Raw genomic sequence first — 15,383 nt, 5'->3', positions numbered from 1 at the left:
CCTAATCTGCCATCGGCCGCTCCAATCGCGCGAGGTCTTGCGATCCCCCGCTTTCATCCGTAGATCGTATGCGGTATTAGCTACGCTTTCGCGTAGTTATCCCCCACGACTGGGCACGTTCCGATGTATTACTCACCCGTTCGCCACTCGCCACCAGGGTTGCCCCCGTGCTGCCGTTCGACTTGCATGTGTAAAGCATTCCGCCAGCGTTCAATCTGAGCCAGGATCAAACTCTACAGTTCGATCTTGAATTTTTGCCCTTGGGTCCGAGGACTTCAGGGCCACTCATTTGGAATCGACAAGGAATTGATTTCTCAATTTCCTGTCTCTTACTTATGAGCGTTTGATTTGTTCCGAAGAACTGGCAATCGCCATCAAACGCCCACGCTTATCGGCTGTATGTTTTTAATGAACCGCTTCGAACTTCAGCGCTTTGCTTCCGTTTTCCGCTTGCTTTGCTGCGATCAGCGAAGCCTTGTAGTCTAACAGATTTTTTGAAGGCCTGTCAACCTTTAGGGTTTCTGCCGATTTCGCCTCGCTTCGAATTCGTCTTGCGTTTTCGTTGCGCCGTTTTCAGCAGAGCCTTGAATTCTATACCAGGTTTTACTCCCTGGTCAACTCGCAGCACCCTGTTTCATCTGCCCCACACCTGCTGCGAATCGCTTGGCGAATTTCGCTGCCGTGTTGAGCAGAGCCCGCAACTATAGCACGGGAAAACCGGACTTGGCCAGCCTCACAAAATTTTGCAGGTCGCTCCGCGCCTCAGCCGGCGAGCGGCAGTGACCGGTGGCGCTTGCCCGTCAACGCGAACAGCGCGTTCGCCACTGCCGGCGCCAGCGGCGGCACACCCGGCTCGCCCACACCGCCCGGCGGACGCCGACTCGGCATGAACCAGGTTTCCACTTGCGGCGCCTGACCCAACTTGACCAGCGGATACGCCGGGAAGTTCCCCTGCTGCACCGCGCCTTCGCGGATGTCGATTCGCCCGTGCAATGCCGCGCTCAAGGCGAACACAACCGCGCCCTCCATCTGCTGAGACACGATATTGGGATTGACGACCACACCGCAATCCACCGCGCAGGTCACCCGATGCACGCGCGGCAGGCCCGCCTCGATCGAAACCTCGGCAACCTGCGCGACGATCGAACCGAACGACTCATGCAAGGCCACGCCCCGTGCTCGACCGGAAGGCAGGGCTCTTCCCCAGCCGGATTTCTCCACTGCCAAGTCCAGCACCGCGAGGTGGCGCGGCGCATGCCTCAACCATTCGCGCCTGAACTGCACTGGATCCTGCCTGGTCTCGAACGCGAGCTCGTCGATGAAGGATTCGGAAATGAATGCATTGTGCGAATGACCCACCGATCGCCAGAAGCCGACCGGCACGCCCATGTGCGTCGCGACATGCTCCATGTGCTGGTGAGCGAACCCGTAGGGCAGATCGAAGAGGCCTTCCGCGGTCGTCTTGTCCGGCGCGTCCACCGGGCCTGCCAGTGAGGGCATGCCACGCTCGAGCCAGCGCGGCGAGATCGCGTCGCCCGCCGACTTGATCCGCAAGCTCGTCACGCCGCCCCGCTCGTCGACCGAGGCGCGCAGCATCGCGACGTGCATCGGACGGTAGAAATCGTGGGTCATGTCCTGTTCGCGCGACCAGACCAATTGCACGGGTGCGCCCCCGCAATCGAGGGCCACGCGCACGGCGAAAGCAACATAGTCCACCTCGAGCCGCCGGCCGAAGCCGCCGCCCAGCAAGGTGACATGCAGGTCGACCTGCTCCGTCCCGACACCTGCGACCCGAGCCGCCATCGCACGACACATCTCGGGGACTTGCGTCGGGGCCCAGACCTCCACTTTTCCGCCAGCCACCCGGGCCGTGCAGTTCATCGGCTCCAGCGTGGCGTGCGCAAGGTAGGGCGCGCGATACCACGCCTCGATCCGCCGGGCGGCCCGCAGCTCGGCAGTGGTCGCGTCACCCGCTGCGTGGAAAACGTGACCTTCGCGGTCCAGCACCGCGGCATGGAGGTCCGCCTCGATGCGTGGCGAATCCAGCCCACCGGCCGGGCGCTGCTCCCATTGCACCCGCACCGCCTGCGCCGCGCGCTGCGCATGCCAGTAACTCCTGCCGACCACCGCGAACCCGGCCGTCGATCCCGCGTAGGCCGGCAACATGACGATCCGCTCGACGCCTGGCATGCGCAGTGCCGCCTCCGCATCGATGGCCCCCGGCGAGCCGCCGATCATCGGGCACAGCCGCAGGGCCGCGAACTTCATGCCGGGCATCCGCACGTCGATGCCGAAGCGCGCCGTCCCGTCCACCTTCTGCGGCACATCGAGGCGAGCAGCGGGCCGGCCGATCAGCTTCCAGTCTTCGGGAACCTTCAGGTGCACGGTGCCCGGCGGCGTGGCGGAGGCGAACTTCGCCATCTCCCCGTAGCCGGCGCTCTTGCCGGAGGAATGCGTGATGACGCCGTCCTTCACCGACAGCTCTTCGACCGGCAATCGCCATTGCAGCGAGGCCGCGCCGAGCAGCGAAGCCCGCGCCGTCGCGGCGGCTTCGCGCACCGACATCCATGCGTCGGCGATGCTCGACGACCCGCCCGTGGCGTTGATCCCGATCTCGCGCGCGACCTTGCCGACCATCCAATGCGCCGCCTTCACTTTGGCGCGCGTGAAGCCGTCTTCGCTGTCTTCGTCCGACGGATGGAAGGGCAAGTTGCCCAGCAGCATCGCCACGTTGCCGTAGATCGTGTCGGCGCCCGCCTGCTCGATCCGCATCGACGCAAGCGGCACGTCGAGCTCTTCGGCCGCCAGCATCGGCAGCGCCGTGTGCACGCCCTGGCCCATTTCGCTGCGCGGCATCGCCAGGATCACCGTGCCGTCGGATGCGATCTTGATCCAGCCGTTCAGCGCGAACTCACTCTCGCCGGGCAACATGTTGTTGCCGCGGCCCAGGCGCGAGCGCTGCGGCAACACGCCCCAGCCGACGACCAGAGCGCCGGCCAGGCCCGCCGCGCTCATCAACAAGCTTCGGCGTTTCATCCCTTGATCCCCGCCGCGCGCCTGATCGCCGCCTTCACGCGCTGGTAGGTGCCGCAGCGGCAGAGGTTCGTGATCGCCTCATCGATCTGGGCGTCGGTGGGCTTCGGCGTTTTCTCGAGCAGGGCCGCGGCGGCCATCAGCATGCCGCTCTGGCAGTAACCGCATTGAGGGACCTGCTCCGCGATCCATGCAGCCTGCAAGGGATGCGGCTTGCCCGGCGCGCCCAAGGCTTCGATGGTCTGGATTTTCTTGCCCACGATGCTGCCGGCCGGCGTGACGCACGAGCGCACCGCCTGGCCGTCGACGCGCACCGTGCACGCGCCGCAAGCCGCGACGCCGCAGCCGAATTTCGTGCCTGTCAGGCCGAGCAGGTCCCGCAACACCCACAAGAGCGGCATCTCGGTTTCCGCGTCGACCGTCACCGGCTTGCCGTTGATCTGCAGTTCCAAAGCTGTCCTCCTCGTGCGTAGCCGGGCCACTATATCGACGGCCGAGCTGCGGTGATAGGGGCGCCCCTCCAGCAGCGAGCCGATAATCGCCCGCTCCATGGCCCTCATTACCCTGCTCGATGCGCAGCTCGCGTTCGGCCACGTCGCCCTGCTCGATCACGCCGATTTCTCGCTGGAGGCCGGCGAGCGCGTCGGCCTGATCGGCCGCAATGGCGCCGGCAAGTCGTCGCTGCTCAAGATCCTGGCGGGGCTGGAGCGTGTCGACGACGGCACGTTGCAGCTTCAGCAAGGTCTCACGGTTGCTTACGTTCCGCAGGAGCCTGTGTTCGAAGCAGACGACACCGTCTTCGACGCGGTCCGTTCAGGCCTGGCCGACGTGCTCGCCCTGATCGACGACTACACCCATGGGCGCGGCGAACTCGACGCGCTGCAGCGTGCGATCGAAGCGCGCGACGGCTGGCATTGGGAGCGGCGTGTGCAGGAAACGCTGCAACGGCTGCATCTCGCGGGCGATGCGCACATCGCCGCGTTGTCCGGCGGTATGAAGAAGCGCGTCGCGCTTGCCCAGGCGCTGGTGCGCCGCCCGGACGTGCTGCTGCTGGACGAGCCGACCAACCACCTGGACATCGATTCGATCGAATGGCTGGAGGACCTGCTGATCGCGTTCCGCGGCAGCGTGGTCACGATCACGCACGATCGCAGCTTCCTCGACCGCGTGGCCACCCGCATCGTCGAACTCGACCGCGGCAGGCTGCTTTCCTACCCGGGCAACTTCTCGCGCTACCAGCAGCAGAAGGAAGAACAGCTCGCGCAGGAAGCGGTGATCAATGCGAAAGCCGACAAGCTGCTGGCGCAGGAAGAAGTGTGGGTGCGCAAGGGCGTGGAGGCCCGGCGCACGCGCGCGCAGGGGCGCATTTCGCGGCTGCAGCGTTTGCGCGCCACGCGCGCGGCACGGCGCGACGCGCTCGGCAGCGTGAAGCTCGACGTCGCTACGGGCGTTCCGAGCGGCAGGATCGTCGCCGAACTGGCGCACGTGGCGAAATCGTTCGGCGACAAGGCCGTCGTGCGCGATTTCAGCGCGACGATCCTGCGCGGTGACAAGGTGGGCCTGATCGGGCCGAACGGCGCCGGCAAGACGACGTTGCTCAAACTGATTCTCGGCGAACTCGCGCCCGAGGCCGGCAAAGTGCGCCAGGGCGCGAACCTTCAGGTCGCTTATTACGACCAGATGCGCGAAGCGCTCGACCTCGACGCGACGCTGGAGGACTTCATCAGCCCGGGCAGCGAATGGATCGAGATCGGCCGACAGCGCAAGCACGTGAAAAGCTACTTGGGCGATTTCCTGTTCTCGCCGGCGCGCTCGGCCTCGCCGGTGCGCTCGCTCTCCGGAGGCGAGCGCAACCGGCTGCTGCTCGCGCGCCTGTTCGCGCGGCCCGCCAACGTGCTGGTCCTCGACGAGCCCACCAACGACCTGGATATCGACACGCTCGAACTGCTGGAGGACCTGCTGCAGGACTACGAGGGGACGGTGTTCCTGGTCAGCCACGACCGCAGCTTCCTCGACAACGTGGTCACGAGCACGATCGTGTTCGAAGGCGAAGGCCGCTGGCGCGAATACGAAGGCGGCGTGGAGGATTGGCTCACGCAATCGCGGCGTGCGAGTGCGCTCGCGGCACCGCTTTCCACGCCCGCGCCCGCCAAGGCCGCCGCGGCGCGCGCGCCGGGCACGAAGCGCAAGCTGAGCTACAAGGAGCAGCGTGAGCTCGAAGCCTTGCCCGGGCTCATCGACGAGCTCGAGCAGGAGCAGAAGGCGATTCACGACGAGTTGGCCGACGGCGGCCTGTACGTGAGCGATCCCGCGCGCGCCGCGAGCCTTGCCGGGCGCAGTGCGCAGATCGAGGACGAGCTGCTCGCGGCGCTGGAACGCTGGGAAGCGCTGGGCAGCACGCCCGGTTGAGATTTCGTCCGTCACTGGCTCGCGGCCAAAGCTGACCTGTCGCCGCCCCGCTGAAGAGCAGAGTGGGCCTCGATGAAATCCTGGCGCTGCTGGATCGTCGCATTGCTGCTCGGGTGCTGGGCCGCCGGTTGCGCCAGCTTGCCGGCGAACGTGCAACGCACGGCCTCGCAGGCCTTTGCCGCGCCGGAGCAGACCGCGTTGGGCCAACTGGTCGTGCAGCGCCGCAGCCAAGACCGCGGGCGAAGCGACTCGGGTTTCGTGCTGCTGGACGGTGTCGACGCGGCCTACGGCGCCCGCCTGGCATTGATCCGCGCCGCGCAACGTAGCGTCGACCTGCAGTACTACGCCATCCACGCGGACGGCAGCACCGAGGTGCTGCTGGAGGAGTTGCGGCGTGCCGCGCAGCGGGGCGTGCATATCCGCGTGCTGCTCGATGATTTCAATACCGTAGGCAAGGACGCCCAGGTGCTGCGGCTCGCGTTCGAGCCGAACGTGGAAATTCGGCTCTTCAACCCGCTGTCCGGCCCGCGCGAGTCGCTGATCGGGCGACTCGTCGTCTCGGCGCACGATGCCGAGCGCATCGCCAAGCGCATGCACAACAAGTTGTTCCTCGTGGACGGCGCCCTGGGCATCACCGGCGGCCGCAACCTCGGCGACGCGTATTTCGGCACCGACGGCAAGAGCAACTTCGTCGATATCGACGTGCTCGCGGCCGGTCGCGTCGTGCGAGACATGGAAGCGAGCTTCGACCGGTACTGGAACGACGATCTCGCCTACCCCGTGCAGTCCCTCGTCAGTCCGGACGAGCTCGAGCGCCTTCGCAATCCGGCGGTGCAAAGCGGCGGAAACGACTCCTCGCGCGCTCCGGCCCTGCCCAGCGCGGCCGCATCGCAGCCGGGCAGGGTTCTGCCCGACGTTGCGCCGGCTCACCCCTCGGGCACAGGCGCGAGGCCGTTCGACCTGCGCAACTTGCGCTTCACCTGGGCCCCGGCCGTGCTGCTGCAGGACCAGCCCGGCAAGATCGGCCCGGACGACGACGAGGTCAACGCAGGCGACACGGTGGTCGATGGCCTGCTGCAGCTCGTCGACGGTGCGCGGCAGGACGTGCTGATCGTGTCCGCGTATTTCGTGCCGGGCACGCTGATGATGGATCGCCTGAAGCGCCTCAAGGAACGCGGCGTTCGCGTGCGCGTGCTGACCAACTCGCTGGCTTCGACCGACGCGCCGGCTGCGCATGCCGGGTACGTGCGCTACCGCCGGGAGCTGCTGGCTGCGGGTGTGGAGCTTCACGAACTGCGGGCTGACCAGCCGGCCGGTGGCGGCAGCGGCAACGGGGGGCTGGGCTCCGCCGGCGGCGGCTCGAAGGGCTATGGCTCTCGCGCGAGCCTGCACTCGAAGGCCGTGTTCATCGACGGCCGCCTCGCGGTGATCGGCTCGATGAACCTCGACTTGCGCTCGCGCAGCAAGAACAGCGAAGTGGCGCTCCTGATCCGCAGCGGCTCGTTCACCCGGGCGGCCACCGCGCAGGTCGAGGACATGATGGACCATGGTGCGTATCGCCTGGAGCTCGACCACAGGCGCGTCGTCTGGCGAGCGCCACCGGGCGCACCGTTCAGGGACACGACGAGCGAGCCGGGTGCCACGCTGAAGCAGCGGCTGCTGGCCGGGGCCATCGCGCCGTTCGCGCCCGACGAGATGCTCTAGCGCATCTTCCTCACCACCTCGGCGTACTTTTTCCAGAACGCCGCGTCCTGCGTCGTCGCGAAGTTGATGCGCATCAGGGTGGAGGGCTTGCGGTCGGCATGGAACAGGGCGCCGGGCGCAAGCAGGTAGCCCTCGTCGAGCATGCGCTGGGCGAGCGCGTCGGTGTCGACCCCGGTGTCGACCCAGCCGAACAGGCCGGCCGGCTCCGCGGCGAACCGGCAGCCCGCATTGAGCGCCAGCTTCACGCTGCGGCTGCGCGCCTGGTCCAGCCGCGTGCGGATGCGCTCGGCATGACGGCGCAACTGGCCCTGCTCGATGCACAAGGCCAGCGCCCTTTCCAGCAACGCCGGCGTCGTCAGGGTCGCGAGCAGCTTCGTGTCCAGCAACTGCTCGACCAGCGACGGATGCGCCGCGAGAAAGCCCACCCGCCAGTTGGGCGCGAGGATCTTCGCGAAGCCGCTGACGTGGATCGTGCGCTGCAGGCCATCCAGCGCGCACAGGCGCGTGGCGTGCTCGGGCGCGATGTGGCTGTACGTGTCGTCCTCGACGATGTGGAAGTTGTGCTGGTTCGCCAGCTGCAGCACGCGGTGCGCGCTGCCCGGCGTGAGGCAGTAACCCGTCGGGTTGTGGAACACGCTCACGCTCACGTACAGCTTGGGCTGGTGGACTTCGCAGTAGCGCGCCATCACCTCCAGGTCCGGTCCGTCCGCACGGCGCGGCACCGGCAGCAGGCGCATGCCCAAGGCATGCAGGCGCGCGAACTCCACGGCCCAGCCCGGCTCCTCCACCATGACGTGCTCGCCCGGCCGCAGCAGCGTGCGGCTCACGATGTCCAGTGCGTGCGTCGCGCCCACCGTCGTGATGATGTTCTCCGGCGCGGCATGGATATTCAACGACGTGAGCTTCTGCGACAGCACGCGCCGCAGGCCCGCATCGCCGTGCGGCTCGCCGTATTGCAGCGAGAACTCCTGCAACGCGCGCGTGCCCGTCACCTTGCGCACGGCCGCCGGCATGAAGGTCGATTCGAGCCACTCGGGCGGGAACGCGCCCATGCCGGGCTGCGGCTTGTGGCTGATCTTGTGGAACATGCCGCGGATCAAGGCCGTCGCGTCGATCGGCGCGTACGGGCGCGTCGCCGCAAAACCGGTGGCGGTGGTCCACGCGTTGAAGGCCTCGGCCCGCTCGGCGGGCGCGGGCTCGGCCGGCTCCGCGCGGCTTTCGCGCACGAAGAAGCCGCGGTTCTTGCGCGCCTCGACCAGGCCTTGCGCCAGCAGCTGGTCGTAAGCGGCGACCACCGTCGACGGGCTCACGCGATGCTGCTGCGCGCACTGACGCACCGAGGGCAGTCGCGCGCCGGGCGCCAGCAGCCGGTCGCGGATGCGCTGCGCGAACCGGGCCGACAGCTGCTCGGTGAGCGACAGCGAGGAAGCCTTCATCAGCATGGGGGTCCTTCGTGTATTGCCGTTGCGACCAGTACAGATGGCGAACTGATCCGACCAACTGTATTGGTCGTGTACTGGTGCGCAGGTTACAGTGGTCCGCATCCCAAAGCAAGCCGACCCCCGGAGCCCCTCGATGAAACTCAATGACCTGCAACACACGCCATGGGTGCTCGCGCGCCGCGCCGAGAAGATGAACCCCTCGGTCATCCGCGAGATCCTGAAGGTCACGGAACGGCCCGGCATCATCAGCTTCGCCGGCGGCCTGCCCTCGCCCAAGACCTTCCCGGTCGGGGCCTTCCGCGAGGCCTGCGACAAGGTGCTGGCGGGGGACGGGCCGGGCGCCCTGCAGTACGCGGCGAGCGAAGGCTATGGTCCGCTGCGTGAAGCCGTCGCCGCGATGCTGCCATGGAAGGTCGATCCGGCGCAGGTGCTGATCACCACCGGCTCGCAACAGGGCCTGGACCTTGTCGCCAAGGTGCTGATCGACGCAGGTTCGCGCATCCTCGTGGAGACGCCCACTTACCTGGGCGCCCTGCAGGCCTTCGCCCCGATGGAGCCCGAAGTGGTCGGCGTGCCGAGCGATTCGGAAGGCATCGCCATCGACCAGCTCACGGATGCGGCGAACGGCGCCCGCTTCCTGTACCTGCTGCCGAATTTCCAGAACCCGACCGGCCGCACCATGAGCGAGGCGCGCCGGCACGCGCTGTCGCGCCGCGCCAGCGAACTGGGCCTGCCGATCATCGAAGACAACCCGTACGGCGACCTGTGGTTCGATGCCCCGCCGCCGCTGCCGCTTTCTGCGCGCAACCCGGAAGGCTGCGTCTACCTGGGCTCGTTCTCGAAGGTGCTCGCGCCCGGCCTGCGCCTGGGATACGTGATCGCACCGAAGTCGCTTTTCCCGAAACTGCTGCAGGCCAAGCAGGCGGCCGACCTGCACAGCCCCGGCTTCAACCAGCGCATGGTGGCCGAGGTGATGAAGGACGGCTTCCTCGCTCGGCACGTGCCGACCATCCGCGCGATGTACAAGTCGCAGCGCGACGCGATGCTGGCCGCGCTGGCACGCGAGATGAAGGACCTGGACGTGCAGTGGAACACGCCCGATGGCGGCATGTTCCTGTGGGCGCGCCTGCCCGCAGGCGTCCACGCGATCGACCTGCTGCCGCGCGCCGTCGACAAGGGGGTCGCGTTCGTGCCGGGCGCGCCGTTCTACGCACAGGAACCCGACCCCCGCACGCTGCGCCTGTCGTTCGTGACGGCGACCCACGAGCAGATCGACACCGGCATCGCCGCGCTGGCACAGGCCATCAAGGAGGCCTCGCCATGCTGAAGATCTGGGGACGCATTTCCTCGATCAACGTCCGCAAGGTGGTGCTGGCGGCGCAATGGCTCGGCGTCCCGTTCGAGCGCGTCGATGCCGGCCATGAGTTCGGCGTCGTGGGCACGCCGGAGTACCTGGCGATGAATCCCAACGCGCTGGTGCCCACCATCGAGGACGGCGCCTTCCGGCTCTGGGAATCCAATGTCATCGTGCGCTACCTGTGCGCCAAGCATCCGTCAGCGGGGCTGTATCCGCAGGACCTGGAACGCCGCTTCGACGCCGAGCGCTGGATGGACTGGCAGCAAACGACCCTCAACCCGGCCGGCCGCAACGCCTTCGTGCAGTTGATGCGCACACCGGCCGAGCGCCGCCAGACGCAGCTGGTCGAGCAGTCGATCGCCGCAACGCAGCCGCTGCTGCGCGTGCTCGATGCGCACCTGCAGCGCCAGGCCTTCATGGCGGGCGAGGCCATCGGCATGGCCGACATCCCGATCGCCTGCGAGATCCATCGCTGGCGCGCATTGCCGATCGCGCAAATCCCCTTGCCGCACGTCGACCGCTGGTACGCGGGCATCCTCGCGAATCCCGCCGCACGCGGCGTCCTCGACATCGCCCTTTCGTGAGAGCTGCCATGCGACAACGCCCTTTCAAGCAGGTCGACGTGTTCACGCCGGCGGCCTTCCGCGGCAACCCGCTGGCGGTGGTGCTCGACGGCACCGGTCTGAGCGAAGAGGAAATGCAGCACTTCGCGGCCTGGACGAACTTGTCGGAGACCACGTTCGTCCTGCCGCCGACGAGCGACGGCGCGGACTACCGCGTGCGCATCTTCACGCCCGGGGGCGAGCTGCCCTTTGCCGGCCACCCGACGCTGGGCACCTGCGACTCATGGCTGCGGGCGGGCGGCCAGCCGCGCCGGCGCGACCTGATCGTGCAGGAATGCAAGCAGGGCCTGGTGAACCTGCGGCGCGACGGCGAACGGCTCGCATTCGCGGCGCCCGCCTCGAAGCGCGCGGCGCCGAGCCCGGCCGTGCTCGCCCAGGTGGCTGCGGCGCTCGGCCTGAAGGCGAGCCAGGTCATCGCGGCGCAGGCGCTGGACAACGGCCCAGTGTGGCTGGCGCTGCTCATCGATGATCCGCAGACCGTGCTCGCGATCAAGCCCGACCGCGCGGCCTTGCGCGCGAGCGGACAGAAGGTCGGCGTGGCCGCGCGCTACCGCGACGCCCGCGCGGGCGAGCCCATGCTCGAAGTGCGCGCCTTCGCCGAGCCGGTCGGGATTCCCGAGGACCCCGTCACGGGCAGCCTGAATGCCAGCCTCGCGCAATGGCTGATGGATGAGGGCCACATGCCCACCCGCTACGTCGCGGCGCAAGGCGCCTGCCTCGGTCGGGCCGGGCGCGTGCACGTCGAGCGCGACGGCCACGACCAGGTCTGGATCGGGGGGCAGACCGTCACCTGCATCGAGGGCAGCGTGCTGCTGTGAGCTCGAGCACGCGCGTCGACCATCTCGTCTTCGCCGCGGCGACGCTGGATGAAGGCGTCGCGTGGTGCCGCCAGACGCTGGGGATCGAACCGGCCGCCGGCGGGGAGCACGCGCTGATGGGCACGCATAACCGCGTGTTTCGAATCGACACGCCGGGTTTCGAGCGCGCCTATTTCGAGGTGATCGCGATCAATCCCGCCGCACCGGCGCCGGGCCGCGCCCGCTGGTTCGATTTCGACGATGAACGCCTGCGCGCGCAGCTCGCGCGAGGCCCGCGCCTGATCCACTTCGTCGCGCGTACTGACGATGCGGCTGCGGCCGTCGATGCACTTGCGACGCAAGGTATCGAATGCGGCGCGCGCCGGTCACAGCCGAACGTGCGACGTCCAGCGGCGTGCTGCGCTGGAAGATCACGGTGCGCCCCGACGGTCAGCGGCTGTTCGACGGCGCGCTTCCCACGCTGATCGAATGGGAGGAGGGGCATCCCTGCGATGCGCTGCCCGCGAGTGGCGTGACGCTGCAATCGTTCGAAGTGGCGCATCCGCAGGCGCTGCGGCTGCAAGCGGCTTACGACGCGATCGGCCTCGCGCAGCTGCGTGTGCACGCGGGCGATGCGAGTCTCGTCGCTACGCTGGCGACACCCGAAGGCGTCGTGCGGCTCGCGTCCGACGTCCTGTCGCGTCCGTAGCAGAGCGTCGCGGCTGCGACTTGCGCGCCCGCGCCGCGCCTCCAGAATTCGCGCATGGGAACCCTCTACATGGTGCGGCACGGGCAGGCCTCGTTCGGCGCCGACGACTACGACCAGCTGAGCGATCTCGGTCGCCGGCAGAGCGTTCGGCTGGGTGAATGGTTCGCGCACAAGGGCATCCGCTTCGACGGCCTCATCGCCGGCACGCTGCGGCGCCACAAGCAGACGCTCGAAGGCATCCTCGAAGGCATGAGCCATGCGGGCGAGCACCTGTCGTGGGAAGGCCTGAACGAGTACGACGCCGACGCGGTGATCGCCGCGATCCATCCCGAGAAGCTCGAGAGGCCGACGTCGCCCGAGATGGTCCGACATCATTTCCGCCTGCTGCGCGACGGCCTCGCCAGGTGGATGGCGGGCGACGCGCAGCCCGCAGGCATGCCGAGCTACCGGCAGTTCGTTGCCGGCGTCGCGGGCGCCCTCGATCATGTGCGGGCCAACCATTACGGCCAGAACGTCCTCATGGTGACCAGCGGCGGCCCGATCTCCACCGCCGTGGGCCACGTCCTGGGCACGCCGCCGGAGACGACGATCGAACTCAATCTGCGTATCCGCAATACCTCGGTCACGGAGTTCGCCTTCACGCCCAAGCGGCAGATGCTGGTGATGTACAACGCGATCCCGCATCTCGACGACCCGCAGTACGCCGACTGGATCACCTACGCCTGACCCCGGCGCAGCGCCAGGAATGCGCCGGACGCTAAACTGGCCGCATGGACGAGGCATCCAGCGACTCTTCATCGCCCTGGTGGGTGATCTGCCTGTGCGCCGAATGGTGCAACGTGTGCCGTGAGTGGCGCACGGCTTTCAATGAAACCGCCGCTGCGCGGCCCGACGTGAATTTCGCGTGGGTCGACGTCGAGGACGAGTCCGACGCCATGGGCGATGTGGACATCGAGACCTTCCCCACCGTGCTGGTCGGCCGGGGCGACGAAGCCTTGTTCCTCGGCCCGGTCCAGCCATCGGCGGCCCAGCTGTCGCGCCTGGTGGGCAGCCTGAAGCACACGGGCACAGATGAAGCAGTTTCGCGCCCCCCTGTATCAGCAGAGGCGAGCCCGCTGCTCGCGCGGCTGCAGGCCGGTGTGCTACCGAAACCATAGCAACCGCTGGTAACGCGGCAAGGCTCAGTCCTACACCTTGCGACTTCCTCGCCTGACGATAGGCACATCGTTTAGCAAGCTCAATCGGGCCATGGCAAGCACGCATGCGGCCATGTAGTTTCAACCGCATTTTGGATTCAGGAGATCCCGATCATGGCATCCAACAACCAGGGCAACGAAGGCGGCTCGAAGAAATCGAATCGCGGGTTCGCGTCGATGGACCCGCAGCGCCAGCGCGAGATCGCGAGCGAAGGCGGGCGCGCCGCACACGAGAAGGGCACGGCCCATGAATTCACCTCGGACGAGGCACGCGAAGCCGGGCGCAAGGGCGGCATGGCCCGCAGCGCCAGCAATCGCGCGCGCAAGGCCACCGAATCGTCCACCCAGTCCGGCAATCGCAGCTCGCTGAGCGAAGGCTGAACGCGCCGCGCGCCAGGAAAGCGAAAGGGCGCCGAAGCGCCCTTTTTCTTTACCACTCGCCGATGAGGCGCACCCGCTGGTCGAGGTCCGCAGGCGGCTCCTGCTTCTGCACCGGCGCGCCTTCCTGCTTCTGCGCACCGCTCACCAGCCGCCGCACGAACTCTGCCGCCGGCGAGCGCTGGGGCTCGGTCTTGGGCATCGTGACGGCGGCGAAGCGCATGGTGGTTCCTCGGATGCCCCGAGTGTAGAAAAGCCACGATGAACGCGCTGTGACACACAGCACAGTCCACGGGATTCGCAGGGACGTTTTGCGCGCCGGCAACGCCCTTGCGTGAACTATGCACGGCTGAGCAGGGGGATCAGTGCGGCTGGCGAGGCTTCGGACTGCCGCCCCCAGCCGCACCGCTCGCCTGCGACTGGCTCGAGCGATCCGGCTCCGCGGGCGAGGAGATGTCGCCCAGCGACAGCGCGATGTCCTGCTCGTCCTCGGGGTCCTTGGCGGCGATGTCGCCCAGCGAGACGATGCCCACCAGGTGCCCGCTGCGGTCCAGCACCGGCATGCGGCGGATCTGCGTCTGCGCCATCTGGCCCAGCACTTCGTCGATGTCGTCGTCCTCGTGGGCGCAGCGCACGTCGGTGCTCATGACGTCGGTCAGCTTCATCGCCCGGGTATCGGCTTTCTGCGCCACGCCGCGCACGACGATGTCGCGGTCCGTGACCATGCCGACCACCTTGTCGCCTTCGCACACCGGGATCACACCCACGTTCAGTTCGTCCATCGCCTGCGCGGCGAGGGTCACGGGGTCCTGCGGCGCCATGCTGCGCACGCCACGAGTCATCACTTCTGCCACGGTCGTCATCTCGAACTCCTTTGCGTTCGAGATCCAATCTACCGGCGCGCGGCGGGCGGGTTGTCGGCGAGCATCGACAGCGGCAACCGGGAGATTTCCTGCAACAAGGCAGCGAGTTGCCCAGCCGCGGCCCCGAGTACGGCCCGCCCCTTCTCGGCGGTGGCCGCCTTGGCGTTGCCGGCAGCGCCTTGCGCGTTGTAGTCCTGCATGTGCCAGCCGAGTTTGGCGCTGGTCCCGTTGCCCAGGATCGGATAGCGCGCCGCCCGGTCCTGCGCCGCCGACGCGAAGTCCTGCGCGTGCTCCATCGCGACCGATCCTTCGCGCAAGGCCAGCATCAGCGACGTTTCGATCTCGCCGCCGTGCACGCCGAAGCGATGCTCCTGCGCGCTGAAGAGGCCGTTCACCGCCTCGCCCAGCGGCAGGTTCCACCAGTTGCAGCTGTAGACGATGAGGCCGCGGGTACGCAGCTCGCGGGCCGCGATGTCCATCAGGCTCACCTGCCCGCCGTGGGCGTTGAACAGGAGCAGCTTGCGCACGCCCGCACGCGCCACGCCTTCGCCGATCGCGATCCAGGTCGCGAGCACGGCCTCGTACGGCAAGGTGAGCGTTCCGGTGAACGCCGCGTGCTCGGGGCTGTAGCCGATCGCTTGCGTCGGCAGCACCAGCACGGGCAGCTCCGGCGGGAGTTGGGGCAGCGCCGCCGCGACGATGCCGTCGACCAGCGCATGGTCCACGGCGAGCGGCAGGTGCGGGCCATGCTGTTCGGTCGCCCCGAGCGGCAACACGGCGACCGTGCGCGCGGCATCGAGGCCGGCGAAGTCGGTCGTCTTGAGGTCGGCCCAGAAGCGCGGAAGGCTCATGGGCGGATGTTACCCCGGGGC

14 protein-coding genes, 1 rRNA gene and 1 pseudogene (1 of these 16 only partly in view) are annotated in these 15,383 nt (G+C 67.9%); 9 read left to right on the top strand and 7 right to left on the bottom strand.

All coding sequences use genetic code 11. The annotated features are described in order from the left end of the window. The 3 genes from AC3EF3_RS00880 to AC3EF3_RS00870 form a co-directional block, all read right to left on the bottom strand. Positions 1 to 242, bottom strand: a 16S ribosomal RNA gene (locus AC3EF3_RS00880); it reaches 1,293 nt to the left of the window's first position. 520 nt (positions 243 to 762) lie between these two features. Beyond that, positions 763 to 3,036, bottom strand: a complete 2,274-nt coding sequence (locus AC3EF3_RS00875; protein ID WP_488530273.1) for a xanthine dehydrogenase family protein molybdopterin-binding subunit — start codon at positions 3,034 to 3,036, stop codon at positions 763 to 765. Next, positions 3,033 to 3,485, bottom strand: a complete 453-nt coding sequence (locus AC3EF3_RS00870; RefSeq protein ID WP_488533711.1) for a (2Fe-2S)-binding protein — start codon at positions 3,483 to 3,485, stop codon at positions 3,033 to 3,035. Before AC3EF3_RS00870 ends, AC3EF3_RS00875 begins: the two co-directional genes overlap by 4 nt. Positions 3,486 to 3,582: 97 nt before the next feature. On the opposite strand from AC3EF3_RS00870, the gene AC3EF3_RS00865 reads away from it, so the two are divergent. Both AC3EF3_RS00865 and AC3EF3_RS00860 read left to right on the top strand, forming a co-directional pair. Further along, positions 3,583 to 5,442, top strand: a complete 1,860-nt coding sequence (locus AC3EF3_RS00865; RefSeq protein WP_488530272.1) for an ATP-binding cassette domain-containing protein — start codon at positions 3,583 to 3,585, stop codon at positions 5,440 to 5,442. Positions 5,443 to 5,514: 72 nt separating this feature from the next. Further along, positions 5,515 to 7,146 carry a phospholipase D-like domain-containing protein gene (locus AC3EF3_RS00860; protein ID WP_488530271.1) on the top strand — a complete coding sequence of 544 codons (1,632 nt, stop codon included), beginning with the start codon at positions 5,515 to 5,517 and terminating at the stop codon, positions 7,144 to 7,146. Here the strand turns inward: AC3EF3_RS00860 and AC3EF3_RS00855 are convergent. Further along, positions 7,143 to 8,588, bottom strand: a complete 1,446-nt coding sequence (locus AC3EF3_RS00855; protein ID WP_488530270.1) for an aminotransferase-like domain-containing protein — start codon at positions 8,586 to 8,588, stop codon at positions 7,143 to 7,145. The two genes, AC3EF3_RS00860 and AC3EF3_RS00855, sit on opposite strands and share 4 nt — an antisense overlap. Before the next feature lie 133 nt (positions 8,589 to 8,721). Between AC3EF3_RS00855 and AC3EF3_RS00850 the strand changes: the two genes are divergently transcribed. The 7 genes and pseudogenes from AC3EF3_RS00850 (at position 8,722) to AC3EF3_RS00820 (ending at position 13,651) form a co-directional block, all read left to right on the top strand. Beyond that, entirely contained in the window at positions 8,722 to 9,915 is a 1,194-nt protein-coding gene (locus AC3EF3_RS00850) for an aminotransferase-like domain-containing protein (protein ID WP_488530269.1), read from the top strand. Further along, the gene (locus tag AC3EF3_RS00845; protein ID WP_488530268.1) at positions 9,909 to 10,529 is read left to right on the top strand and encodes a glutathione S-transferase family protein; all 621 of its coding nucleotides are present in this window, start codon (positions 9,909 to 9,911) and stop codon (positions 10,527 to 10,529) included. The genes AC3EF3_RS00850 and AC3EF3_RS00845 overlap by 7 nt, the downstream gene beginning before the upstream one ends. An 8-nt stretch (positions 10,530 to 10,537) precedes the next feature. Continuing rightward, entirely contained in the window at positions 10,538 to 11,386 is an 849-nt protein-coding gene (locus tag AC3EF3_RS00840; protein WP_488530267.1) for a PhzF family phenazine biosynthesis protein, read from the top strand. Further along, positions 11,383 to 12,074 (top strand): annotated as a pseudogene (locus AC3EF3_RS00835) (VOC family protein). Before AC3EF3_RS00840 ends, AC3EF3_RS00835 begins: the two are co-directional and overlap by 4 nt. 54 nt (positions 12,075 to 12,128) lie before the next feature. After that, positions 12,129 to 12,800, top strand: a complete 672-nt coding sequence (locus AC3EF3_RS00830; RefSeq protein ID WP_488530266.1) for a histidine phosphatase family protein — start codon at positions 12,129 to 12,131, stop codon at positions 12,798 to 12,800. A 44-nt stretch (positions 12,801 to 12,844) separates the two neighbouring features. Further along, on the top strand, positions 12,845 to 13,231 hold the full coding sequence (locus tag AC3EF3_RS00825; RefSeq protein WP_488530265.1) for a thioredoxin family protein: 387 nt from the start codon (positions 12,845 to 12,847) through the stop codon (positions 13,229 to 13,231). Between the two features lie 153 nt (positions 13,232 to 13,384). Next, entirely contained in the window at positions 13,385 to 13,651 is a 267-nt protein-coding gene (locus AC3EF3_RS00820) for a KGG domain-containing protein (RefSeq protein WP_488530264.1), read from the top strand. Positions 13,652 to 13,700: 49 nt separating this feature from the next. Here the strand turns inward: AC3EF3_RS00820 and AC3EF3_RS00815 are convergent, their stop codons facing one another. The 3 genes from AC3EF3_RS00815 to AC3EF3_RS00805 form a co-directional block, all read right to left on the bottom strand. Continuing rightward, positions 13,701 to 13,871 carry a hypothetical protein gene (locus tag AC3EF3_RS00815; protein WP_488530263.1) on the bottom strand — a complete coding sequence of 57 codons (171 nt, stop codon included), beginning with the start codon at positions 13,869 to 13,871 and terminating at the stop codon, positions 13,701 to 13,703. 139 nt (positions 13,872 to 14,010) lie between these two features. Continuing rightward, positions 14,011 to 14,511: a CBS domain-containing protein gene (locus AC3EF3_RS00810; RefSeq protein ID WP_488530262.1), complete on the bottom strand. Its 501-nt coding sequence runs from the start codon at positions 14,509 to 14,511 to the stop codon at positions 14,011 to 14,013. 29 nt (positions 14,512 to 14,540) lie between these two features. Next, on the bottom strand, positions 14,541 to 15,362 hold the full coding sequence (locus tag AC3EF3_RS00805; RefSeq protein WP_488530261.1) for a creatininase family protein: 822 nt from the start codon (positions 15,360 to 15,362) through the stop codon (positions 14,541 to 14,543). Positions 15,363 to 15,383 lie beyond the last annotated feature (21 nt).

The organism is Ramlibacter sp. GS1-15, from assembly GCF_057785015.1.
Note: the sequence above shows the minus strand (reverse complement) of the source record. Positions and strands in the feature narration are given on the sequence as shown.